The organism is Cytobacillus depressus (assembly GCF_008923245.1).
In the GTDB taxonomy this organism is placed as follows: Bacteria; Bacillota; Bacilli; order Bacillales; family Cytobacillaceae; genus Cytobacillus; species Cytobacillus depressus.
In genome coordinates this window covers 76,592-101,476 of the sequence record NZ_WBOS01000014.1, presented here as the reverse complement: position 1 = coordinate 101,476, position 24,885 = coordinate 76,592, and the positions used below count along the sequence as shown (strand labels likewise).

General features: G+C 37.2%; 24 protein-coding genes and 2 pseudogenes. 1 reads left to right on the top strand and 25 read right to left on the bottom strand.

Annotation, left to right across the window (positions count from 1 at the left end; genetic code table 11):
• Positions 1-197: 197 nt before the first annotated feature.
• The 24 genes and pseudogenes from F7731_RS20215 to F7731_RS20105 form a co-directional block, all read right to left on the bottom strand.
• Positions 198-1,619: a HAMP domain-containing sensor histidine kinase gene (locus tag F7731_RS20215; protein ID WP_151536605.1), complete on the bottom strand. Its 1,422-nt coding sequence runs from the start codon at positions 1,617-1,619 to the stop codon at positions 198-200.
• Positions 1,603-2,283, bottom strand: a complete 681-nt coding sequence (locus F7731_RS20210) for a response regulator transcription factor (protein ID WP_151536604.1) — start codon at positions 2,281-2,283, stop codon at positions 1,603-1,605. The genes F7731_RS20215 and F7731_RS20210 overlap by 17 nt, the downstream gene beginning before the upstream one ends.
• A gap of 198 nt (positions 2,284-2,481) precedes the next feature.
• Positions 2,482-3,708, bottom strand: coding sequence for a benzoate/H(+) symporter BenE family transporter (locus F7731_RS20205; RefSeq protein ID WP_151536603.1), 1,227 nt, complete (start codon positions 3,706-3,708; stop codon positions 2,482-2,484).
• Positions 3,709-3,919: 211 nt separating this feature from the next.
• On the bottom strand, positions 3,920-4,618 hold the full coding sequence (locus tag F7731_RS20200; RefSeq protein WP_151536602.1) for an ABC transporter ATP-binding protein: 699 nt from the start codon (positions 4,616-4,618) through the stop codon (positions 3,920-3,922).
• Positions 4,611-5,381, bottom strand: coding sequence for an ABC transporter ATP-binding protein (locus F7731_RS20195; protein ID WP_151536601.1), 771 nt, complete (start codon positions 5,379-5,381; stop codon positions 4,611-4,613). The genes F7731_RS20200 and F7731_RS20195 overlap by 8 nt, the downstream gene beginning before the upstream one ends.
• Positions 5,382-5,391: 10 nt before the next feature.
• Positions 5,392-6,393 carry a branched-chain amino acid ABC transporter permease gene (locus F7731_RS20190; RefSeq protein WP_151536600.1) on the bottom strand — a complete coding sequence of 334 codons (1,002 nt, stop codon included), beginning with the start codon at positions 6,391-6,393 and terminating at the stop codon, positions 5,392-5,394.
• Positions 6,394-7,257: a branched-chain amino acid ABC transporter permease gene (locus F7731_RS20185; RefSeq protein WP_151536599.1), complete on the bottom strand. Its 864-nt coding sequence runs from the start codon at positions 7,255-7,257 to the stop codon at positions 6,394-6,396.
• Between the two features lie 85 nt (positions 7,258-7,342).
• Positions 7,343-8,566, bottom strand: coding sequence for an ABC transporter substrate-binding protein (locus F7731_RS20180; RefSeq protein WP_151536598.1), 1,224 nt, complete (start codon positions 8,564-8,566; stop codon positions 7,343-7,345).
• A gap of 470 nt (positions 8,567-9,036) precedes the next feature.
• On the bottom strand, positions 9,037-10,614 hold the full coding sequence (locus F7731_RS20175; RefSeq protein ID WP_151536597.1) for a benzoate-CoA ligase family protein: 1,578 nt from the start codon (positions 10,612-10,614) through the stop codon (positions 9,037-9,039).
• Between the two features lie 68 nt (positions 10,615-10,682).
• The gene (locus F7731_RS20170) at positions 10,683-11,480 is read right to left on the bottom strand and encodes an enoyl-CoA hydratase/isomerase family protein (RefSeq protein ID WP_151536596.1); all 798 of its coding nucleotides are present in this window, start codon (positions 11,478-11,480) and stop codon (positions 10,683-10,685) included.
• 58 nt (positions 11,481-11,538) lie between these two features.
• Positions 11,539-13,017: an aldehyde dehydrogenase family protein gene (locus tag F7731_RS20165; RefSeq protein ID WP_151536595.1), complete on the bottom strand. Its 1,479-nt coding sequence runs from the start codon at positions 13,015-13,017 to the stop codon at positions 11,539-11,541.
• 12 nt (positions 13,018-13,029) lie between these two features.
• Positions 13,030-13,149: pseudogene (locus F7731_RS20160) on the bottom strand (hypothetical protein); the annotation flags it as partial.
• A 45-nt stretch (positions 13,150-13,194) separates the two neighbouring features.
• A pseudogene (locus F7731_RS20155) lies at positions 13,195-13,902 on the bottom strand (3-hydroxyacyl-CoA dehydrogenase family protein); the annotation flags it as partial.
• On the bottom strand, positions 13,892-14,752 hold the full coding sequence (locus F7731_RS20150; RefSeq protein WP_151536593.1) for a 3-hydroxyacyl-CoA dehydrogenase NAD-binding domain-containing protein: 861 nt from the start codon (positions 14,750-14,752) through the stop codon (positions 13,892-13,894). The gene F7731_RS20150 and the pseudogene F7731_RS20155, both read right to left, overlap by 11 nt.
• A gap of 23 nt (positions 14,753-14,775) precedes the next feature.
• On the bottom strand, positions 14,776-14,940 hold the full coding sequence (locus F7731_RS27350; RefSeq protein ID WP_425482030.1) for a PaaD-like zinc ribbon domain-containing protein: 165 nt from the start codon (positions 14,938-14,940) through the stop codon (positions 14,776-14,778).
• On the bottom strand, positions 14,933-15,562 hold the full coding sequence (locus F7731_RS20145; RefSeq protein ID WP_151536592.1) for a Phenylacetic acid catabolic protein: 630 nt from the start codon (positions 15,560-15,562) through the stop codon (positions 14,933-14,935). Before F7731_RS20145 ends, F7731_RS27350 begins: the two co-directional genes overlap by 8 nt.
• A complete protein-coding gene (locus F7731_RS20140; protein ID WP_151536591.1) occupies positions 15,563-15,796 on the bottom strand; it encodes a hypothetical protein in 234 nt (77 codons plus the stop codon).
• A complete protein-coding gene (locus F7731_RS20135) occupies positions 15,793-16,122 on the bottom strand; it encodes a metal-sulfur cluster assembly factor (protein ID WP_151536590.1) in 330 nt (109 codons plus the stop codon). The genes F7731_RS20140 and F7731_RS20135 overlap by 4 nt, the downstream gene beginning before the upstream one ends.
• A 2-nt stretch (positions 16,123-16,124) precedes the next feature.
• A complete protein-coding gene (locus tag F7731_RS20130; protein WP_151536589.1) occupies positions 16,125-17,063 on the bottom strand; it encodes a Phenylacetic acid catabolic protein in 939 nt (312 codons plus the stop codon).
• A 223-nt stretch (positions 17,064-17,286) separates the two neighbouring features.
• The gene (locus tag F7731_RS20125; RefSeq protein ID WP_151536588.1) at positions 17,287-18,240 is read right to left on the bottom strand and encodes an MBL fold metallo-hydrolase; all 954 of its coding nucleotides are present in this window, start codon (positions 18,238-18,240) and stop codon (positions 17,287-17,289) included.
• Between the two features lie 76 nt (positions 18,241-18,316).
• Positions 18,317-19,093: an enoyl-CoA hydratase-related protein gene (locus F7731_RS20120; protein ID WP_151536587.1), complete on the bottom strand. Its 777-nt coding sequence runs from the start codon at positions 19,091-19,093 to the stop codon at positions 18,317-18,319.
• A 151-nt stretch (positions 19,094-19,244) separates the two neighbouring features.
• Positions 19,245-20,123, bottom strand: coding sequence for a PaaX family transcriptional regulator (locus F7731_RS20115; protein ID WP_151536586.1), 879 nt, complete (start codon positions 20,121-20,123; stop codon positions 19,245-19,247).
• A gap of 69 nt (positions 20,124-20,192) precedes the next feature.
• Entirely contained in the window at positions 20,193-20,642 is a 450-nt protein-coding gene (locus F7731_RS20110; protein ID WP_151536585.1) for an acyl-CoA thioesterase, read from the bottom strand.
• Positions 20,643-20,791: 149 nt separating this feature from the next.
• A complete protein-coding gene (locus F7731_RS20105; RefSeq protein ID WP_151536584.1) occupies positions 20,792-21,586 on the bottom strand; it encodes an enoyl-CoA hydratase/isomerase family protein in 795 nt (264 codons plus the stop codon).
• Positions 21,587-22,024: 438 nt separating this feature from the next.
• Between F7731_RS20105 and F7731_RS20100 the strand changes: the two genes are divergently transcribed.
• Positions 22,025-22,996 (top strand): MBL fold metallo-hydrolase, encoded by a 972-nt coding sequence (locus F7731_RS20100; protein ID WP_151536583.1) that lies wholly within the window; start codon positions 22,025-22,027, stop codon positions 22,994-22,996.
• A gap of 436 nt (positions 22,997-23,432) precedes the next feature.
• Here the strand turns inward: F7731_RS20100 and lpdA are convergent, their stop codons facing one another.
• On the bottom strand, positions 23,433-24,881 hold the full coding sequence (gene lpdA / locus F7731_RS20095; RefSeq protein WP_151536582.1) for a dihydrolipoyl dehydrogenase: 1,449 nt from the start codon (positions 24,879-24,881) through the stop codon (positions 23,433-23,435).
• Between the last annotated feature and the right edge of the window lie 4 nt (positions 24,882-24,885).

The following is a 24,885-nucleotide window of genomic DNA, read 5'->3' as shown; positions in this document are numbered from 1 at the left end:
CGGAACAATTACAGTTCAAATTGTTCCTGCTGTGACTATTCTAGGAGGCTTTCCTTAGTGTTCACCCCCGACAAGCACAAGACGGGCCTCTCGGAAAGGTGAGCTCAACCTTTCAGGGAGGATTGGCTTGTGACCTCGAGGGGGGAGACGCTGGAGCTAGACAAAAAAACTACTGACCGGATCAGTAGTTTTTCGTTTTAATATTCATTTTTCGGTAAAATAATTCTGAAGGTCGTCCCTGCAGGTGAGCTAGCTAATAATATGAGATCACCACCAAGGGATTGGGCAATCATTTTACTGAATGGCAAGCCAAGACCGAGACCTCTCACTTTATACTTTTTCTCTTCGCCTCTGAAAAAACGTTCAAATATGAGGTCTTGTTCCTCTGCCGGAATGCCGGAACCCGTATCTTTTATATCAATGAGAATTTGATCCACTGTTTCAGATAATTGGACGTTTATCTTTCCATGCCCCTCAATTGCATGTTTTGCATTGTTTAGTAGATTGGTTATTATTTGCTGAAGACGGATGGGATCGACATCGATCTCAATGCTTATATCAAGCAGTGATACCGATAATTCAATCGTCTGATCTTCCTGAACAAGCTCCCACTGATGGGTTAATTCCGATATGAGCCGATTAATATGGCATTTTTCTTTAGTGACTGGCACTGCATTGGCTGCAAATGTATTAAAGGTTAACAGATCCTCCACTAACTTTTTCATTTTTGCCGTTTCTACTAAGGATAAGGACAAAAATTCCTTCGCTTCTTCACCTGTTACTACTTCATCATTTAGTGCTTGCAGCAAGCCGCTAATCGAAGTAACCGGGGTTTTTAATTCATGGGTAACACCTGCTAAAAGTTCAGTACGCAGCGCTTCTAATTTTTGAAGACGATTCGACATTTCCTTAAAGGAATGAACAAGCTCATATACTTCCTGCTCCTTAATATCTTCTGGCAGATGAATATTGTAATCCCCTTCTTGTACCTGCTTGGCTGCTTTTGCCACATCTTTAATGGGAGTTGCTAAACGTCGCGATAAGAAATAAATCGCTGCCCACCCCAAAATAGCAAGGCTAATGATCATAATCGCCAATTGCCGATATTCCTGATCGACTCTCGTTAAATTTCCCTCTGTTTCAATAATGAAAACCCAGCCTAATAAAGCGTAATCAGACTTAATTGGCGCTTTTACAACATAAAATGTACGTTCATCTTGAAGCTTTAACTTTTGAATATCTTTTTCATAGCCCAGTATTTGTTGGGGAAACTGAAGAAACATTCGACTGGAAGCTCGATTAGTTGCCAGCACGGTTCCAAAATTATCGACAACATATATGGATGGGTCACTTTTAATATCCATAAACTTACCGCGATTGGTTATAAGACCTGGGATCTTCTCCCTCGGAATAGGCCTGCCTTCACTTATATAAACCATTTGGTCGGCTAGTTCTTGAGCCATAAGCTTCGTCAAGTTTAATCGATGTTCTAATGTCGTATGCCTTATCCACAAAGCGGAAACGATGGCGACCACAATCAAGCCGATGCATAAGGTAATTAAATAACGGCTCGTCCAATAGCGGAGTAAGGAAATTTTCTCATTACTTTTTGTAAACACTGAATTGATACCCCAATCCACGTAAAGTTTTTATTTCTCCTTCTGATTCCGGCCAATTTTGCAGCGATTTTCTCAACCTTTTGATCGCTAAATCGACAGCCCGATCGCTGCCTTCGTAGTCCCAACCCCAAACTTGCTCAATGAGCTGCTCTCGTGTAAAAGTTTGGTTCGGGTTCTCGGCAAGGAACATGAGCAGTGATAAGTCTCGTGGCGTAAGTTCAATCTCTTCCTCTGCAATTGTTACACGATGAGATTTAAGATCTATTTGTAACTGACCAAAAGTCTTCTTTGGCCCACCATTTATTTCGGATCTTCTTAACACTGCATGGACTCTGGCAACCACTTCATCTGCAATAAACGGCTTCGGAATATAATCATCTGCCCCGCCATTCAAGCCAGTTAATCGGTAATTCACATCGCCAAGAGCCGTAAGCATAATAACCGGAGAAGAACTTTTTTCCCGAATTTCTTTCAAAATCGTCCAGCCATCCTTCCCCGGCAACATGACATCGAGTAAGACAAGAGCGGGATTTACAGCTTCAAACCTATCCATTGCCTCATCCCCGTGAAAAACTTGTTCCACCTTGAAATTTGCTTTTTGCAAATAAACCTTTAATACTTGATTAATTGGATATTCGTCTTCCACTATTAATATTGTTTTCATGATCTCATCTCCAGAAACGAAAGCCATTCAATTTAATAATTTATTTTCATTATACACAATAGTTTCTTTCAATTTCATTTTGCTCTTTATAAGTATCATGGGAATGAGTCGGGAATGTGTCAAGGTGCTTGTATTGTGGTAGAGGGGATCTTTAACATCCTTCCGTCCCATAAGGACTAGATCTTTGGAATAGAAAACTCATTCATTCAATTCCTCAGATTGTTTTATCTTAAAATGATCACTTTCAATAATGATTGAAATAATCAAACTTCCTATAATTGCCCAAAAAGGAGAGCTTATATTAAAAAAGTTAACACCTGACATACCAATAATTAATGCAAATAAAGCTCCCATTTGAAATTTACTATCGGAAAAGGCAAGTTTTAAAGAACTTGCAAGAACCCCAATCATTGCAAGACCAGCAATAGAACTAACAATAACCCCCGGCATTGCAATAATAAACGGAACTATGATACTAGCAAAAATTCCAAACGTTGAAAATAAAGTTCCATTCACAAAAACTGCTGCATACCTCCCTTCTTTTGTACCCGAATCTTCTGATGCGCAAATAGCAGTCATTGATCCTGCTATATTGATTGCATGACCACCAAAAAAAGAAGCAAAAATACTGCCAATTCCACTCCAAATGGTCATTGGATTAATCGGGGGTCTATACTTCTGAGCCATTAGTACCCCAATTGCTTGTGCATTTTCAGTGCATATTACTAGAATTGAAAGAGGAATGGAAATAGAAATAATTGATTTAAAACTGAATGATGGAATCACTATTTGAGGGAAAATCAATACGCTTTTAATATCATGAAAGTGAAATTGCTTCGTTAAGACAGCTAGTAAAACTGATACAACTAAAGCAGATAAAACGGGAGGGAAACCTTTTATAAACCTAATAGATAAAAGGTAAACAGCAATTGCTGATCCAGCTATTAATGGAGATATTTTTACTGCTGTAATCAATTCCGTCGCAAACCTTATCATTACTCCTACTATCATACCCATGATAATCGGTACTGGAATTCTATGCATTACCTTTTCAATCAGTCCTGTTATACCAAGAATTAAGACGATAATACTTGATACTAGATAAGCCCCTACAGCTTCATTTATTGAAAATTGCGTCAATGAACCCGCAACTAAAACAGCACCTGCAATTGTATATGCACCAGCAATTGGTTGACGGTATTTTAATGCCAAAAATATACCAAGCAGTCCTCCGAAGAAATAAACCGCAAATAACCATGATATTGTCTGTACATCAGATAACCCTCCGGCCTCTGCTCCGCCGATAATAATCAATGCTGGTCCTGTACAACCAAAAATAGCTGCAACAATACCCGAACTAATTGTCTTTAATTGTATATGCTTCGAAAGACTTTTTACTCCTAAATATATTTTGTTACTACTCATTACTACCTCCTAGATTAATTTAAAGCCTCATTTTTAAGTGGAATGTCTTTATGTATAAATGCACTTTTTATTTCTTATTCAAAAACAGACCAATCCACAGGTTTTTATGAATTGGCCTACTAGAAATATATTAATCTTAGAAAAATTTATATATTTACTCGTGCTATTCAACTTTTACTACCGGAATCAATACAACTGATCAATAAGAATGCTAGCTACTTAAGGCCAAATGCTGATATGCTATATCCATATTATTTTTTAATTTTTCGGGGTGATCATGATAGACTACCTTTCCCTTACTGATAATGTACACATCATCAGCAACACTTAAAGCAGTAGATATGTTTTGCTCCACTAAAAGCATCGACATTCCCGTTTCTTTTAACATTAAGAGAACATCCATCACTTCTCCGACCATTAAAGGTGAAAGTCCCTCTGTCGGCTCATCTAATAGAAGGATTTTAGGATTCCGCATTAACGCCCTCCCAATCGAAAGCATTGATTGTTCCCCACCACTCAAGTTGCCGGCGTGGGATTTTTCTCTTTCTTTCAGGCGGGGGAAGCAAGTAAAGATTCGCTCTAAATCCCACTCTCCACCTTTCATATTTGCGAAAACGGTTAAATTTTCAGTTACCGTCAAGTTAGGAAAAATTCGTCTTCCTTGAGGGACGATACCAATGCCTTTTCGTGCAATTTGGTGACTTTGAAGCCCTGCCATATTCTGACCTTCGAACAATACTTCTCCTTGGACTTTTTTTACAAATCCAATGATCGAATGAATCATCGTTGTTTTCCCCATCCCATTTCTACCGAGAAGAGCGACAACTTCGCCTTTTTTCACTTCTAAATCTACTCCGTGAAGAACATGGCTTGCACCATAATAACTATTAACCTCTTTTAAACTAAGCATGAACGGCTCCCTCCCTTCCCATATAAATTTCCTTAACTTCAGGGTTTTCTCTCACCGCTTCAGGATGATCATCAGCAATTAATCTCCCTGTATGAAGGACAATGACCCGATCCGAGTTCCCAAATAACACATCGATATCGTGCTCAATCATAATAATTGTTACTTCTGATGGTAATTTATTGATTAAACCGATAATCTGGTCTGTTTCCACTTGAGACATCCCTGCTGTTGGTTCATCTAATAATAGAAGTTTTGGCTTCCCGGCTACTGCCATAATGATTTCTATTTGTCTCTGTACTCCATAAGATAAATCTTGAACTTTACTTTCGCTATATTCACTTAAACCCCATTCTTGAAGTATTTTATTCGCTGTTTCAAATAAGGTAGAATAATTCCCCTTTTTCGCTTGTTTCCACCATTGTGTATGTTCCTTACTCATCCGCTGCAGTACAAGCAGCAAGTTTTCTTTCACCGTTAACCCAAGCATTAAATTATTTTTTTGGAAGGTGCGAACAATTCCTTCTTGTGTTCTTTTATAGTTTGGCGAACTATTAATCAATTCACCAAAATAGCTTATCGTTCCCCCTGAAGGTGCAAGGTCTCCTGCGATCATATTAAACAACGTTGTTTTTCCAGCACCGTTGGGACCGATTAGTCCAATTTTTTCTCCTACCTTTACTTCTAATGTAATATCTTCAATAACCTTTAAACCGCCAAAAGCTTTGGAAAGTCCTCGAAGCGAAAGAATTATTTCCTTTTCCATTTCCATCCACCTATCCATCCATTTTTGTTTGCTGCTTTATAGGTTTTATGATAGATTTTTCAACCTCAACTTTATTACGGTTAAATAAAACCTGTTGTATACTAGTGAAAATTCCAGCAATTCCATTAGGCGCAAAGATAACAAAGAGGATGAAAGTGATACCGATAATCATCATCCAGTTTTCCGTGTAAGAACTAATAATGGTTTCCAAAATAACGATGAACGCTGCCCCAATAACCGGTCCCCATAAAGTACCAGCCCCTCCGATTAAAACCATAATTAATACGGAACCAGATACTGTCCAGTACACATCGGATGGAGAGATAAATCCGTTAAAAATAACATATAAACTACCTGCTAGTCCGCCAAGTGTACCAGCAATTAAAAAACTTAAATTTTTATAAAACGCCGTGTTATAACCGATTGATTTCATTCTTTCCTCATTTTCTTTAATTCCGATGAACACATAGCCTAAAGGGGAATGAAGCAATCTGCTTATAATAAAGATGACTATAGTGAAAACAACAAGGATAAAATAGTAAATAAACACTTGATTAGAAAGTTCGAAACTTCCAAATAATATTGGGGATGGGATACCTGATAGTCCATTCGAGCCACCTGTTACTTTAGTCCATTGATAAACGATAGAATAAATCATTTGCGAACATGCAAGTGTGAGCATTAAAAAGTAAAAACCATGTGCTTTCGTTGAAACAAAACCAATCACAATCGCTAGTAGAAATGCTAGACTCATGCCAATTGCAAGTGTAAAAAAAACATTCGAACTAATATTTGTCGCGGCTAATCCTGTTGCATATGCACCGGCGCCAAAGAAAGCAGCATGCCCTAGTGATACAAGGCCTGTCTGTCCAACAAGTATATTTAAGCTTACTGCAAAGACACCTAGAATTAATATTTCAGTTAAAATATTGACATAGTAAAGGGATAAGAAAAATGGTACGAACACCATTATCAAAAATAATAGGATTCCCTGAATCAGTTTTTTTCTCATTTATATTCTCCTCCCTACTAAACCTTGCGGGCGGACTACTAATACGACTGCCATTAGTGCAAATGTAATAATTAAACTAAGCTCAGGAACAAAAAAGCGGCTGAATGTTTCAACAAAGCCTACAAGCAAACTTGCAACAAACGTTCCAGTAACTGATCCAAGCCCCCCTACTACGAGAACAACTAGCGAGAGAATAAGAATTTGAAACTCCATTCCTGGATACATTCCAAGCACTGGTGATCCAAGGACTCCTCCTAAACCAGCCAGTAAACTGCCAAAGAAAAAGACTAATGTAAAGACTAAGTGAATATTCACTCCTAATCCGCCAACCATTTCTTTATCGGATAGCCCCGCCCGAATAACAGCTCCCCATTTTGTTTTTTCTTGTGTATACCATAGTAAAATGGCAATGACACAGCCGATTGCTATTAATGCAAGACGATATGCGGGAATCATATACCCCATCATTTCTACCGAATGGTTTAAGATCTCAGGAGGACTCACGGCCAAAATATTCTTCCCCCAAATAATTGAAAAAAGATCGTGAAAAATATAAGCTAGCCCAAATGTTAACAAGACTTGCGACAGATGCCCCAGTTTATATGTCGGACGGAGTAAAATAATTTCGATTATTAATCCAATTATGGCTATCACAAATGGAACGACCAGCAAAGCAAACCAAAATGGCAATCCTGATTTCATAATGATTGAGAACCCAACATACGAACCTAATACATACAATGAGCCATGAGCTAAATTCAATACACCTAGAATGCCAAATACTAGACTAATTCCGCATGTAATAAGAAAAAGAAGAAATCCGTAGCTTAAAGCATTCATCATCTGTAGGAACAACGTACTCAATTTTTTACCCCCCTTTTATCACTAATCTTCATTTAGATTATAAGAAAGAGGCAACTCAAAATTTGCCTCTTTCCAAAAGCATTTATTATTTACCTGGATCAACAACTTGAGATATCGTATCAATTACTTTATTTTCAGTAGATCCATCTACTACTACTGTTTCTACAATATAAAGATCCTGAATGACATGATGTGTGTCTTTGTCAAATTTAATAAGGCCTCTCGGGCTAATAAGCTCAACAGATGAAATTTGTTCAACGATCTTTGTGGGATCGGAAACATCTCCATTTAATGATTCAATCGCTTTTGCCATAATTGCAGCTGCATCATATCCCTCTAGGGATTCAATACTTGGTCGTTTATTGAATTTCTTTTCATATGCTTCAACAAACTTTTTATTTTCTTCAGTTTCTAAACTGTAATCCCAGAATATAGAAGATTTGATTCCTTCAGGAGCGTTGCCTTGCTGTGGACGAACATCCTCTGCAACGAGCCATCCTGATCCTATCAATGGAATTTTCCCTTTCAATCCATATTGTTCATACTGTTGTACAAAACGGACAGCATCACTTCCAGCAAAGAAAGCATAGATTCCATCAATATCGTCTCTGTTCATTTTTCCAAGATACGAGGAGTAGTCATTATTTCCTAGCGGCGGATATACTTCATCAACAATTTCACCGCCAGCATTTGTATACGCTTCCTTAAATGCTTCGACGACTTCATGACCAAATGCATAGTCAGCTGCTGTTAGATAGATTTTTTTCCCTACGTTATTAAAGGCCCATTGGCCCATAGAATGGCCGATTTGCCATGAACTGAAGGATGAACGCCAAATATAATCACTGCGTTTGCTTCTAGTTAAATCGTTTCCTCCAGCATGGGAAACAAGAAATGGAAGTTTGTTTTTATCCACGTCATCGCGAATCGCATAAGCAACTGCCGTACTAATTGGTCCCGTTAAAATATCGATTTTATCTTGTTCAATCATCTTTCTAAGCTTTCTTAATGAGACTTGTGGATCAGCCTCTGAATCTTCATGAACGATCTCAATTTTCTTTCCCGCTACTTCCCAGTTATGTTCCTCGAAATAAAGCTCCATTCCATTGTTAACATTTTCTCCAAGTGAAGCATAGACACCAGTAGCCGGCAGTAGAGCACCTATTTTAATAGTTTGATCAGCACTATCATTTTCTTTTTTACCCTTATCATCTGATTTTGTCGCAGTGTTAATAGCACCTGAACTACAAGCTGATAGTAGAAGAATGCAAACGATCAAAATAAACCAGTTTCTTGTAAACTTTCTCATATTAACCCTCCTATTATTAATGTAAACGCTATCTTGACAAACACCTCCACATTTTTTGAATATTTCAAAGATTATTATAATCGTAATATTGTAAATTATCAATACATATTTTAACCTTTCGGAACTAAAACATAATAAATAAGACAGAAAATTGGACAAGAGAAATTTAATTTTAGGTGAATAAAAACATATTGTTCTAAAGTAATTGATATATCTAAAGACAGATATTCCGTTTATTACAGGATATATTGTGCTCACTCATATACACTTTCCATTTTTGCTTGATGAGAAAAACCTATATTGCTTTATTTGCCTTCTTCGAAACAAAATATGTTTTTTTACCCTTCGTCATTTATATGTATCTTTTCACCTTGATACTGATTTATTTAATAGATACTAATAAGCGCGTTTTTCAAAAAAAGAAAATAGCCAGTCAAACTGGCTATTGGGGATTAATTCATAAAAGTTATTTATTCTAGCTTTAATCTAAAGCGTTGAATTTTACCGGTTGCGGTTTTTGGTAATTCCGAAATGAAGATAATTACTCTAGGATATTTATAAGGTGCTAAATTTTGTTTTACAAAAAGTTTCAGCTCTTCATTTAAGCTTTCTGTTGGTTCAACACCATCTTTCAATACAACAAATGCTTTCGGGAAAATGAGACCGTTTTCATTTTTAGCTCCGACAACTGCCACTTCAAGAACCTGCTTATGATGGAGTAATGTTGCTTCAATTTCAACAGGAGAAACCCATATCCCTCCAACTTTTAACATATCGTCAGAACGTCCACAGTACCAAAAATCACCTTCTTCATCTTGGTAATATTTATCACCTGTATACATCCATTCTCCATGGAATTTTCGGTGATTTTCGGCAATATTACACCAATAACCCGCGGATAGGCTTTCTCCTTTAATGACTAAATCGCCAATTTCATTTGCCGAAACAGTCTGTTGATTTTCATTTAAAATTTTTGCTTCATAGCCTGGTACAACCTTGCCTGTACTCCCAGGCTTAATATCTCCTATCCTATTGGATAAAAATATGTGTAAAGCTTCAGTTAAACCAATCCCATCTAAAATATCAATATTAAATAATTCTTTCCATTTATTAATAAAGGTAGCTGGGAGTGCTTCCCCGGCCGACACACATATTCTGACGGAAGACAAATCAGGAATCACACCTGTTTTCTCAACTTGATTAATAATCGACCCGAATAATGTAGGCACTCCAAAAAAGATTGTCGGTTTGTACTTCACAATCGTTTCTAATACTTTATCAGGAGTCGGTCGATCTTTTAATAGGATAGTCGACCCACCCGCGCCTAAAGGAAAATACATTCCATTTCCTAGTCCATAGGCAAAGAAAAGCTTTGAGGCTGAAAATGCAATATCATTTTCACTAATATTCAGAATTTGTTTCGCGTAGTTATTAAAGGCACTTTCCATGCTTCGTTGCAGATGAACGACCCCTTTTGGATTTCCTGTACTTCCAGAGCTGTAAAGCCAAAAGGCTGGGTCTTCGAAAGTTGTTTTAAATGCTTCTAGTTGGTCCGAAGAATCCTTAATGAAATCTTGAAAATGAACAATCTCTTTTTCACTATTCTTTTCTTGACCGATTACAATAACATGTTTAAGGAATATAAAACGATCTCTATTATTCTCTATTTTCTTCCAAAAGTCTTCATGAATAACTAGTATCCTTGCACGGCTATTGTTTAGGAAATATTCAAAATCATCATGGGTCATCATTGTATTCACAGGAATAGGTATAGCACCCATTTTTATCGCACCAAAAAATGAAACGACAAATTCGGGGGTATCATATGTAACTATCAACATTCTGTTTTCAGGTTCTATACCAATATTCTTGAGGGCGTTTCCAAACTGGTTCACACGTGAGAGTAGTTCTTGATACGTTACTTTTTCATCATCACAATAAATGGCAACTTTGTTCCCTAATCCCTTTTGAACAATTTCTTCTATAAAGCGATAGGAAGAATTATAATGTTCTTTTAATCCTTTATATTGAATGGTAGTTTCGATCATTATTTGGCCCCCTCAGACTAATATTTATGAGGTACCGGCTTTAACAAACCCGTACCTCACACTTTTTATTAGATCCCTTTCCAATCCGCTTCACGTTTTTCAATAAATGCACTTAATCCTTCTTGTGCATCTTGAGAGCGGAACAATAGGTTTTGCAGCTCTCCCTCATATCGAATAGCTGCATTAAGCGGCATTTCTTTTCCATTCATGATCGAAAGTTTTATATTAGAAGCAGCATATGTAGCACTGCTCGCAATTACCCTTGCATATTCTAGCGTTTTTTCACGGACTTCTTCCTGAGGATAAACTCGATCTACAAGATTAATTCTAAGTGCTTCATCAGGTGATAATGTTTCACCAGTCAGGTTTAAATCAAGCGCTTTTGAATGGCCAACTTGGCGAGCTAATCGTTGTGTTCCGCCAGTACCAGCCAATACACCTAACGTAATTTCAGGTAAACCAATTTTTCCTGCTTGATCCCCCATAAAACGTAGATCACATGCTAAAGCCATTTCTAAACCACCACCAACTGTATGTCCTTCTAGACAAGCAATCCATACTTGTGGTGAGCGTGCGATTTTATCTAATGTTTCATTACAGAACAAGCAGAATTGCGTTTTAAAACGCGGATCCGCAGCTTTTAGGAAGTGAATGTTCGCACCTGCTGAGAAAAATTTAGGCATGTCACTCATTAATACAGCTACTTTAATGTCGTTATCAAATCGAATATCATCAATTGCTGCATTTAACTCCTGGTAATAATCAAGATCATAGGAGTTTGTTTTATTAACGTGAATATGCACCTCAGCGATTCCATTTTCTTTTTTTACCGTTAATGTTTTAGTTGCTAATTTGGCTGTTGTCATCATTTTACTCCCCTTTTTGTCAAAAAAATGTTTTCATTGTGAATATAGTGATAAATGCCTAAATTCCGAAAATATTCAATGGTCTTTCACCAATATAAGAGACGACACTCTTTGTTTCTGTATATAAATCCAATGTTTCGATACATAATTCTCTCCCAAAACCGGATTGTTTGTATCCGCCAAACGGAGTGCCTGGGAATGCGGATATCGGGTTATTTACCATAACGATTCCAGCTCTCAAACTTGATGCAACCCGATGTGCCTTTCCGTGATCTTTCGTCCAAACAGCTGAGCCTAGTCCAAAAATAGAATCATTCGCTTGTTTTACTACTTCCTTTTCATCTTTAAATTTCATAACAACGACAACTGGTCCGAATACTTCCTCTTGAGAAATCCTCATATCATTCGTTACGTTTCCGATAATCGTTGGCATGTACCAATAACCTTTATCAAATTCTGGACCCTCTGGGCGTTTGCCTCCATAGAGGATTTCCCCACCTTCTTCAATCGCAATTTTTACATAGCCATCTACAACGTCCTCATGGCTTTTAGAGATTAATGCCCCCATATGTGTCGCTTTATTAAATGGGTCTCCTACTACAAGTTTTTTCGATTTTTCAATAAACTTTTCTATAAATTCATCATATATGTTCTCGTGAACAAAAAGCCTTGAACGAGCTTCACAAGATTGACCTGTGTTATAGAAAATGCCAAAAATTGAACCGGCCACAGCTCCGTCAATATCGCAATCATCGAAGACGATATTTGCGGATTTCCCTCCTAATTCAAGTGTTACGCGTTTTAATGTTTCAGAGGCTTTTGCCATAATATCTTTGCCTGTTTCCGTTTCTCCAGTAAAGGCAACTTTATCAACATCAGGGTGTTCTGTTAAATACGGTCCTATTTCAGATCCACTGCCGGTAATTACATTTAATACCCCTTCTGGAACCCCTGCTTCATGGCAAATATCCGCCATCATAAATGCCGTAATTGGTGTGTAACTAGCTGGCTTAAGAATAACCGTACATCCAGCCGCTAATGCTGGAGCAATCTTCCATGCAGCCATCATAAATGGATAGTTCCAAGGAATAATTTGGGCACATACGCCAACCGGTTCCTTAAGTGTATAGTTGAAGAAACCATTTGGCATCGGATTTGTACGCCCGCCAAATGTTGTAATCGCACCTGCATAAAACTCAAAATCTTCAATGGCCTGTGTGATTTGTCCTTGAGCAGCGGCAACCGTTTTTCCACTATTTAGGACCTCAGCTTCAACAAGTTCGTTAAAGCGTTCTCTCATAATTGTAGCGATTTTATTAAGAAGCCTTGCTCTTTTGGCAGCTGGCTGCTTCGGCCATTTCCCAGATTCAAATGCTGTTCTAGCAGCAGCAACAGCTCGATCAACATCCTCTTTTGTCGCTTTTGCAACCCTTGCTAATACCTCACCAGTTGCTGGATTATGCGTTTCAAAAAATTGTTCATTGCTACTATTTGTGTATTCGCCATTAATGAATAATTGATAAGTATCTTTTAACATTCTGTCTCCACCTTATAATTTCTTTATAATCGTTGAATTTCCTTGTCCAACCCCGATACACATAAAGGCTAATCCATATCTGCAGTCTCGCTCCTGCATTTCATGGACTTATGTTGTTAAAATCCTAGCTCCGCATATCGAATACTCCCTTGCTTTATAGTTTTGATAATAGTAAAAGCCTCTTTCATTAGCGCCACCAGCCCAACCGGCATGTATCAACTTTCTGATCAGAGGGGAAGGTCGATATCTCTCTTCCCCATATTGGTGATACAAACCAGTTAATACGGCGTACACATCTTCCAAACCAATTTTCTCTGCCCATTCTAAGGGCCCCATCGGATAATTCGTCCCTTTTTTCATTGCTTCATCAATATCCTGGACTGATGCTGTACCCTCAGTTAATGCAAAAGCGGCTTCATTGATGATTAACGATAAAATTCGCGGAAAAACAAGACCAACCTCATCCTCCACCACTTCTATGCCCAAACCAATTTCACTAAACAAAGCTTCAACTACATTCAAATAGTGAGGCTCGGACTGTAAAGATGATGCAACCTCGATTAGATTTCCATCCTTAAAATTTGAAAAAGTTCCAAACCCAATTATTCTTTCCGGATGTAATAGCCAAGATGCTGCTTCGGTAGCAGTAATTCTAAGTGAAGTCGTTAAAATCGGTGTTGATGAAGCTACATGTTCTTCAATACATTTTAGGTTTTGCTTCTTTCTATTTAGATCGATATTCTCGGTCTCAATCGCAATATCAATATTTCCTTCGATTGAAGAAACATTAATAAATACATGTTCAAATCCGAAGTCCTTAAAAGAACGGAAGAGTTCTTTAGCCAAGGCATTTTCTCCAGAAACTAGAATTCTCTTAGACCTCATTGCTATAGAACCCTCCCCCCGTTTTCCTTCCTAAACTACCAGATTGAACCATTCTCTCTTGATAGTAATGAGGACGAAATCTGCCTTCACCATGAAAGCTGCTGAAAACTGATTGTGTTGTCGCGAAATTCACATCAATACCTATTAAATCCTGCAACTCAAATGGGCCCATTTTAAAGTTCCCCGCATTCTTCATAATGCGATCGATTTGTTCAACGCTCGCCACTTGATCATTCATAATTCTCAAAGCCTCATTGTAAAATGGACGAGCCACTCGATTCACAATAAATCCTGGCGTATCTTTACAGATGACCGGGCTCTTGTTAAGTTTTTTTGCAAATCCAACTAATGTATCAACCGTGTTTATTGATGTTTTCAATCCCTTGATGACTTCAACAAGGGGCATGATAGGTGCTGGATTAAAGAAATGGAATCCAGCTACTCGTTCAGGATCTTGAATTAATCCTGAAATCTGAGTAATCGATAGAGAGGAGGTGTTTGTTGCCAATATGGTTTCACGTGAACAAATTTTCTCTAATTGTTGAAAAATCGCTCGTTTAATTTCTAGCTTCTCGGGAACAGCTTCAATCACTAATTGGCACTTAAAAAATTCTTGTAAGTCAGTGGTTGTACATAACCGCTTCTTTGCCTGCTCTATTTCTTCAATACTAGCTTTCTTTTTTTCTGCTATTCTATCTAATCTGGATTTAATCGAATCACTCGCTCGATCTACTGTATCTTTATCAATATCGAAAAGGAGGGCTGTAAATCCACTTTGAACAATCAGCTGTACAATCCCAGCCCCCATTGTCCCTGATCCGACTACGCCAATCGTCTTAATTTCCGCCATAATATTCTGCACCTTTCATTGATTCATTTCTTCACATGTGTCTCTTGCCAGCGGATATATTCAAAGACACTCTTGCAACTGCTGCAATAATACTGCCTTACTAACTGTGCGGTTCCGAAGGATGAGATTTTTTCTACGTCTTCAGAGGAGCAAAATGAACATTGAATAGTGTGATTTTCCTTATGCATTTGCTGCAACCCCATCCGCTATTAATTCCTTCAATGTATGATTAAACTTTTTTGTAAGGTTTGTATTTTCAATAATGATATTTTCAGTAATTAATAACTTGTCATTTTCAATGGTTTCTAGCCACTTTTTTGCTTCTCGTGAAGCTTTATCAAGAGCTGTTCTAAATCTACCGGGAATTGAACCCTTTTCAATTAACAGTTGCTCACACCAAATTTTCGAGTAGACTAGATGCTCGTTTTGTTCTTTTAGCATCTTGCTAAAAGGAGGTGAGATTTGCGGATGATCTGCTTCCAAGATAGCTGTAATGACTAACTCCGCAGCAACACTTACTGTATAAAGCGCGGCAATTAAAGAGATCCAATTATCGACTTCTACTGCATTTGAAAAAGCCTTACCTGTTTGATTTTTAATATCTACTTTACTGCTATTTATTCCTTTCAAATCAAATGCCCATCTGTAAATAAGTCTGGCATGGCCAAGCTCTGCTTGTGCCATAGCAATTGATGAGAGTGTTGCCTCTAAGTTCGGGCCACTAATTCCAACCTCAACTAAACGGTCTCCTAAAATAAATTTATTGTCAGCAATTGTTTCTGCAATTTCTATCAACTTTGTAATTGCCATTTAGACCACACCTCGCTCTGTAAACAATGCTTCCGGAAGCCGGACTGTAATTACTGATGATTTTGGTACAATTTGCATTTCTACCCAATCCTCTTCGTCATAGATATATTGAGCGTATAACTTTGCCAATTCATTATTCGTTGCTTTAAATGAACCGACCTGTTTTAAATCGTCTCCTCTTTTGATTCGTGTAAACAGAAGGTATTCAATATTCTGATCATCTATTTTTATCATGAGCTTACCCCCCAGTGTTTTAATTTCTTTTTGCCTTCCTCACTTAAATTATTTACTGTCCATGGAGGATCCCAAACGACTTGAATATCTACATCAGTAATCTCTTCCTCTTTAAGGAGCCGATTTCTGATATCATTTTCAATCCATTCCATACAAGCACAGCCTGTAGAAGTATATGTCATCTGTACTTCCAGTTTGTTTTCTTCTTTTTTAATGTCATAGATTAAGCCCATATCTACAACACTGATTGGAAACTCCGGGTCTGATACTTCTTTTAATGCATCCCAATATTTTTTCGTTTCAAATTCGATCACTTGTTCAACCATGTTTAACTTACCTCCTCTGCTCTCATTGCCTCAAACTCTTTCGCTCCCTTTTGAATGCGATTGACGAATTCATTGTTATAAGGCCCCCGCTTTTTAAATCGTGCAATGACACCTTCCCAAGTATCTGGCTGGTCATACAACCATTTTTTATTTTCAACGTCAAATTTACATGGGAATGGTACATCAATCACATACTTACCGCTTTCTTCATCAAAATGAGCCGGAACTTTCACCCCAATTGATTCACAAAATGGCACTGCAGTTGATAACCATTTTTGTCTAAGCTCATCATTCGTGCTGCCTTTTAATTTATAATCAAGCTGAGCCGAACGACTTTTCAGCCCGTCTGCTACTCCAAAAAACTCTAATGACATCAAAAACATCCAATCAACAGCCTTTTGAACTTGCTTAGCGGTTTCAGGATTTTTCATTCCGGCTTTCATAATAATTTCACCGTTTCGCAAGTGGAACAATTCTTCTTTATCTACTTTCACTAGTGCTCGTTTCCAAGGACCATATGATGTGTGTTCATAAGCATCACCAAGTAGCGTATATCCTGCTCGGTCAAATAATCCATTAAAGACACCAAGCTCAAACCAATTATCAAGTTTAAAATCAAAAGCATATGGATTTTTCCAGCGGTTGGCTGGCCGGTTATATAATAGCTCGTCAACGTCTTCTCCTAGTTCTTCTAATAAACGATAGGCAATGTGGGCATGCCCAATTTCATCTTGCATAACCGCTAAAGCAGTAATCTTATAATTTAGATTAGGTGCTTCATCATATACCGTTAAAAGTGGAGGAACACTTAAAAGTTCCGTATCACCTACTATAACTAGTGTTTGAGCTAAAGCTTTTAAGTACTCTTCATTCATGTCCTCGATTTGTTCTACCATAAATCCGTTTTGAACCTTTTCCAATAAAACTTCAGCTTGACTCATGGATTACATCTCCTTTTATTACGTTTTTATATTTATCGTCTATATTAAGTAATATAAAATATTCTGAAATATCTGTCAAGCGATCTTATTATGTTTTTTAAACGAACATTTAATTTATGTATATTATTTAGTTTGGTATGTTCCGGTCTAATGCATTTTTGGAAATTCAAATGCAACAACAAAAAAGACACCTATTAAATGTAAAGGTGTCTTTTTTGATTTATTATTTATAAACAACTGGGCTAGAGTTTACTCTTTTGATTCGGTTTTCTTGTGTTAAATACTCTAAGTGAGCAATTGTCTCAGCGATCGCAAAGCGCCATTGGTGAGCAGATAGCTCCTTATGAGCAAAAATATCTTCAGCAATTTGGTATGCTGACCGTCCTTGGGCAAGATCCTCCATTTCCGCTAAACGCTGCTCATGGTGATGAATTAATTCACTAATGCGCTCATTTACATTTTCAATTACAATCCCATGCCCCGGTAAAGCTCTTTCCACTTGCAGTGACCTTATTTTATGTAGTGAATCAATATAATCATGTAACGGTGTTTGGCTCGCTCCAGGCCAAAAACTAATATTCGGTGTGATCTTATCAAGAATATGATCACCTGCTATTAATAGCTTTTCGTCCTTTTGGTAAAAACAAATATGGCCATTGCTGTGCCCAGGAGTATGAATCACCTCCCAAATCCGGTTCCCAAACTCAACTTCGCCAGAAATTGGCTTCACATTAGGAAGGGGAAGCACATTGTCAATGATAAGATCCATATGACTTGAAATATCTTTACTTAATTGGTGGGGTACACCATGGATTAGATTCATTTCCTCCACATTCTTCGTTTGCGTACTATTTTCTCCCCAGACTCTTTCTAGCATATGCAAATCTATTTCATGCATATAAACATCTGCATCAGTTAATTGCTGCATCCAGCCAGATAGCCCTGAATGATCCGGATGAAAATGTGTTAAATAAATTGTCTTAATTTCTTTAGGGTCAATGTTTAACTCCTTAAATGCCTCTTCCCACGCAACTTTTGCTTTATCATAGTTGAATCCCACATCAATTAAGACATAATGATCCGTATTTTTATATAGATAGCAATATATAAATTTCATCGGAAAAGGAATAGGAATACCAATACGATAACCATTTAAAGCTATTTTCTCTATGGTCATTTTTCTCCTCCTACGAATATGTTCAGACTTGTTCGTGTTTTTCTCAAGAAACCATTGATATATTGAATAGTGTGGACTACTCACCCTTAAACTGCGGTGGGCGTTTTTCATTAAATGCTACTAAAGCTTCTATTCTATCTTTTGTAGGAATAATAACTTCATATGCTTTTGATTCAATCGCCAGCCCTGTTTGCAAATCAGCATTACTTCCATAATTAATTGCATATTTTGCTTGAGTAACTGCCATAGGACCATTTTTCATCATTTCTCCTGCCAGTTCTTCAGCGGCATTGATTAACTGGTCACGACCAACTACTTTATTTAGAATACCCATATCCATGGCCTCTTTTGCCGTGATTTTTCTTGCAGTGAGGATTAATTCCTTTGCTTTTGAAGTTCCAATTAAGCGGCTTAATCGCTGGGTTCCACCGGCTCCAGGTATAATCGCCCAGCTTACTTCCGTCAATCCCATTTGCGCTTCTTCAACAGAAATTCGAAAATCACAAACTAAGGCGAGCTCAAAGCCCCCACCAAGTGCATAACCATTAATGGCAGCGATCGTCGGCTGTGGAAGCTCTTCAATCATATTAAATACACTGCGAATTTTGTTAACATTGCGGCGTACTTCTTGTTCATTTAGAGTTCGTCTTTCCTTTAAATCGGCCCCAGCACTAAATGCTCTTTCTCCTGCGCCAGTTACTATAACTGCACGGATACTTTTGTCTAACTTTATTTCATCTGCGATTTCTTCTAATTGAACAAGCGATTCGTAATCAAAACAATTCAATTGTTCCGGGCGATTAATAATGATAAATGCCAATTGATCTTTTCTTAGTAATTCTATTTTTTTCATAGCTCCTCCATTATAATCTAAATTTTCAGTTTTTTATAAACGTATTCTTTTTTTGTTTGATGATAACTGTTTAAAAATCAAAAGCCCTTTGTTCCTTCAACATCTCTGAAAATCAAGGATTATATTAGCAGAAATAAAGGGCAATAAACTATTATACATAAACCTCTTGAAAAGGATTAATCGCTTTATGACGTTCAGGTTGAATTTCTTTATCTGGGGCGGGTTCAAATACTGATTCAAAAAAGCGAACAGCAGGAATAGATACTAATTGATGAATATTCCAAAATAATTCTCTTGCTTTCATACCTGGCCAGTTTTTAGGAAGTAAATCTCTTGGAAATCCGGGATCTTGAAAAAGGAATTTTCGATATTCGTGTACAATTTGTGTTCGTTCTATATAACACTCTAAATCTGTTAACGAATTATTCAATGCTTTTTCCCGTAACTCGTCAAATTTCGGCGAATATTTATCAATGAATATACCATATTCATCAGCTATTTTCCCTAAATCCCATCCCTTGTCAATCACACTTTGATCATCGTGGGAAACGATCGTTGATGAACTAAATAGCATTGTATAATCTTCTATTTTATAAGTAGTAATCATGTCGAGAACTTGTTTTTCCAAGGGGTTAGGACTTACCCATGTGCTGTTTGAAATCATACCAAACCCCGTCCAATTCAATTCTTTCCGAATTTCATTTCTTAAATCCCGCTTTTCTTCCGGAAAGGAATACATCAAAATTCTCCACTCACCATCCCATGTCTGGCTAGGGGCTGCATATACCCTTTTAACTCCATCATCTACTCTTCTGCCTCCTTGTGGAGTAACAGAATAATAGCTTTTATTCCCTATTTTTCTTACTTGAAGTAAATGACTCTGCACCATTCGTAAGATGGCTCCCCGTACAGAAGATTCTGAAACACCGAATTGGTTCATTAACTGAATTAAACTGCCAACCCAGATTTCTCCTCCGTAATGTTGGATATACTCTCCATATAATGTGAACATTAAAGACCTTGGTTTCACTGATTTCACCATCCGTTGTCATTAAATAAATGTGCTTACAATATTTTCATTATATAGGATTGTGAAATATTATGCATTAAACCTAGATCTTGCGCTCTTTTCGTTTGTATGAACATTTTCTCTTAGTATTTCTTTGACCTCTTCAGGGATTACAACAGCCTTTATTCCATCAGGAGTTTGTTTTACCCAGCCTCTTAGCTCATATCCAAAACCAGTGCGTATTTCCCCTTTAAACACTTGATGCCGCAGCTTAATCGTTTTTTGACGAATCTCCTCTACTTCTGTATGAATGGTGATCAAATCATCATATAATAATGGCTTCTCAAATGAACACCTAACATCTAGGAGCGGAAGAATAATATTTCGTTCAAATTCCAATGATTGTGGTGATAAGTTGCAGCTTCGAAAGAACTGATGCCCAGCAATATCAAACCACTTAAAATAGTTTGGATAATAAACGATTCCTGCTTTATCTGTATCTCCCCAGTTAACAAGTATTTCGATTTCATTTGATCTCATCTTTTACACCTAATTTCTTTTCTATCCTAAAATTTATAGCAAGAATGTCAGCTTACTCATTTCAATATACATAACACCTCATCCTACCCTAGCTAGTCATGTTGTTTAAAATGGCGATATCGATAGCCGATATCGCCATTTCTTTCTTATTAATTACCTGACCAGTTAGCTTCACGCTTCTCAATGAATGCACTTAATCCTTCTTGAGCATCTTGAGAGCGGAATAAAAGATTTTGAAGTTCGCCTTCATATCGAATCGCTACGTTCAACGGCATTTCTTTTCCATTCATGATTGAGAGTTTAATATTTGATGCAGCATATGTTGCACTGCTAGCAATTTTTTGGGCATATTCTAAAGTTTTTGCTCTTGTCTCTTCTTGAGGGAATACGCGGTCAACTAATTTGATGTCTAATGCTTCTTGTGGAGAAAGTGTTTCACCCGTTAAGTTTAAATCTAAAGCCTTGGAGTGACCAACTTGACGTGCTAGACGCTGCGTACCACCTGTACCTGCTAATACACCAAGAGTAATTTCAGGAAGACCGATTTTACCAGCTTGGTCACCCATGAAACGAAGGTCACAAGCTAATGCCATTTCTAATCCGCCACCTACTGTATGTCCTTCCAAACAGGCAATCCAAATCTGTGGTGAACGCGCGATTTTATCCAAAGTTTCATTACAGAATAAGCAAAATTGAGTTTTAAACTTCGGATCTGCCGCTTTTAGAAAATTAATATTAGCACCCGCTGAGAAGAACCTCGGCATATCACTCATTAAGACGACAGCTTTAATGTCACTATCAAACCGAATATTATCAATTGCCGCATTTAATTCTTTGTAATAGTCCAAATCATAAGCGTTCGTCTTATTGACGTGGATGTGAACCTCTGCAACACCATCCTTTTTTACTAACGTTAGCGATTTTGTTTCAAGTGCTGTTGTCAAAATAAAAACCTCCCGGATATGATATTACGAAATTGAATCTTTCGTTGTTAATACATAATATATAAAATATTCCCACTATTATCAAACATTAAAATTCGCCATTTTAGTGAGGAAAACAAATGGAATACTTCCATTTACTAATATTCTCTCCCTTTTTCTAATCATTTCATCATTTTTGAACGAACGTAAAAAAATCGCAATGATACCTTCCAAGTATAGATAGCCAATAATGGGCTAACGATGTTTATTTATTTCATATGAAACTTCTAAGTACGGGCATTTAACGGAATTTACTTAGCATAAGGTGCAATAGGATTAAAAAACAATAGATTAAATAGTTTGACAGTTATATAGTTCTAAATTATGTTTTTTATAACTGGCGCACAAAATAGATGAATAAATAATTAATTTACATGTAATTTTTGAGGAGTGAGACAAATGTTTACATTTAGAGAACATAATTATGAAGTCTTCCCTATTATGGTTACGAACCATTCTGCATTAAAAAGCATTAACTTCTTTTTATTTAAGAAGGAAGATTCACTTACGCTAATCGATGCTGGATTTGATACCGAAGAATGTTGGGAAGCATTACAAAACACCTTAGGAAAAAATAATTTGACCTTAAAAGATTTAACCCAAATCATTTTAACCCACCATCATATTGACCACGTCGGCTTAGTAAACCGAATTATTTCTGAACACCCAATTCCTGTCTATGCACATTCAGCTTCGATCCCACGCTTAAAGAGGGATGATGATTTTTTAAACATGAGAGTAGAATTTTTTTCAAACTTGTATAATGAGATGGACTGTGGCGAAGCGGGAGTTAGGCAAGTAGACTATTTAAAACAAGCTTTACAAAAGAACAGATCAAATAAAATTGAGTGTGATCTAAAGGAGATCACGGACAACAGATGGATGAATTTCGATGTAATTCATATTCCAGGGCATGCGCCAGATCAGATTGCGCTTTATGCAAGAGACTGTGGGTGGCTTTTCGCAGGAGATTTACTACTTGAACATATTTCAAGTAATGCCCTAGTGGAACCAGATCAATTCGGCCATCGAATGTTTACGTTAAATGACCATATTCATTCACTAAAAAGATGTCTAGCACTTCAATCCAAGCTCGTCTTTCCAGGCCATGGAAACCTAATTGAAGAGCCCCATCAATTAATTAATAAAAGGCTGGAAGGCATTGAAAGGAAATCAAATAAGATTGCCTCGTTAATAGAGTCTGGTATTTCCACCGGCAACGACCTTGCCCAAACCTATTATAAAGATATATATAAGCAGCAATTTTCTCTCGTTATGTCAGAAATTATTGGCCAGTTGGATTATTTAGAAGGGAAAGGAAGAATTAAGAAGGAGTTAGTGAACGGTGTATGGGGGTATTCAATTGCATAATGTGAAACCTTACATACGAGTTTCTTAAGCCCGTATTCAAACAACGCAAATAAAAATAGCAGCACCTCCTGGTACGATAAACGTATCAATATAAGGACTAACTGCGTGTTCATGTGCGTTGTTTGATAGGGGGCTTACAATAGAAGTATCGATAAGACAATAAAGACGATCAAACATTCAAGAAACTGAAATGTGAGTCGACGTTTATAAAGTTTTTATTAAAAGTATTCTACTTCACACCAATAAGATAAGTGCTTTTTGTTGACTTAACTGCACCTCCTAGCCTTTTAACTGTACTACTAACAAACCTAGAAAATAGATAAGAAAGTAAAAAAGTTAATTCAAGGTTAACTAGAGCAGTGGATTTCAAGGCTTCCTAGTTATCAAGGCTTATTTCCTGATTTTATTCTACGAAAGTTGAGTCACTAAGTATTTATTAAATCAATTGTTCAAATTGGTCAAAGAGTGAACGCATTCTACCCGATTGAGTAGATCCATTTTCTGAAACCATTTTGGCTGTCTCCATTATTACTTCTGATAGAGTAGGGTGTCCATGTATAGTGGAACTAATATCGTGAACTGTCCCACCCATTTCTATAGCGAATCCGACTTCAGAAATTAAATCTGAAGCGCCTTGTCCAACGATCTCAGCTCCCAATATAACACCTGTTTCTCTTTCAGCAATAATACTCATAAATCCTTCTGAAGAACCTAGTGATAGAGCTCGGCCGTTGGCTAAAAAAGAAAATCTTCCAACTTCAATATTATATTGTTCATTCTTTGCCTCTTCTTCAGAAAAACCTACCGCTGCAATTTCTGGATCGGAGAATACAATTAATGGAATTACCTGGTAATCCACAGCGCTTATCAATCCACAAATCACCTCTGCAGCAACTTTTCCTTCGTACGAAGCCTTATGTGCTAGTGGTGGACCTTTAATAATATCCCCAATTGCAAAAATGTTTGGTATACTTGTTCTGCATTGTTCATCTACCTCGATTAATCCCTTATTGTCTACATTGATATTAAGGACATCGAGAGCTAGTTCATCTGTATTTGGTCTTCGTCCAGCTGTGACTAATAAATAATCAGCTGCGACCTTGTAATTTTCTCCATTTATCTCATATAATATGGTTACCTCATTTTCAGATTGTTCAATATCAACAACATTTGCGTTCGTTATAATATCGATATTATCTTTTTCCATTTTACGTTTAACTAAATTAACTGAACGTTTTTCAAATTGAGGCAAGATGGTTTGTTGTACTTCTAAGATGGTTACTTTTGCTCCAAGTTTTGCATAAGCTTGGCTAAGCTCTACTCCAATGTACCCTCCACCAATAACAGCTAAACTCTGTGGGATTGCTTGCAAATTAAGTGCTTCTGTTGATGACAAGATTCGAGCACCAAATGGAATCCCATGGATTTCAATCGGTCGCGACCCTGTTGAAATTATGCAATTATTAAATCGAAACCTATTACTCTCATATCCATTAAGTACTCTAACTTCATTTTCATTAATAAAGAAAGCCTCTCCTTTTATTACGTCAACTCTATTATTCTTTAGGAGACCGGAAACACCATCGGATAGTTTTTTTACTAAATTCTCCTTCCAGCTTTGGATTTTGGAAAAGTTAATTGTAACACCATCAACCTCAAAACCCATTTCGCCTCCCTGACGAATGGATTGATACCGATCAGCTGCAGATATTAATGCTTTTGAAGGTATACAGCCTTTATTAAGGCAAACACCGCCCAAGTCTTCCTTTTCAACAAGTGTTACAGTTTTTCCTAATTGTGACGCACGTATAGCAGCGGTATAACCACCGGGACCGCCTCCAATTATTAGTAAATCTACTTCATTTACTACCTCACCAACAACCATCTTT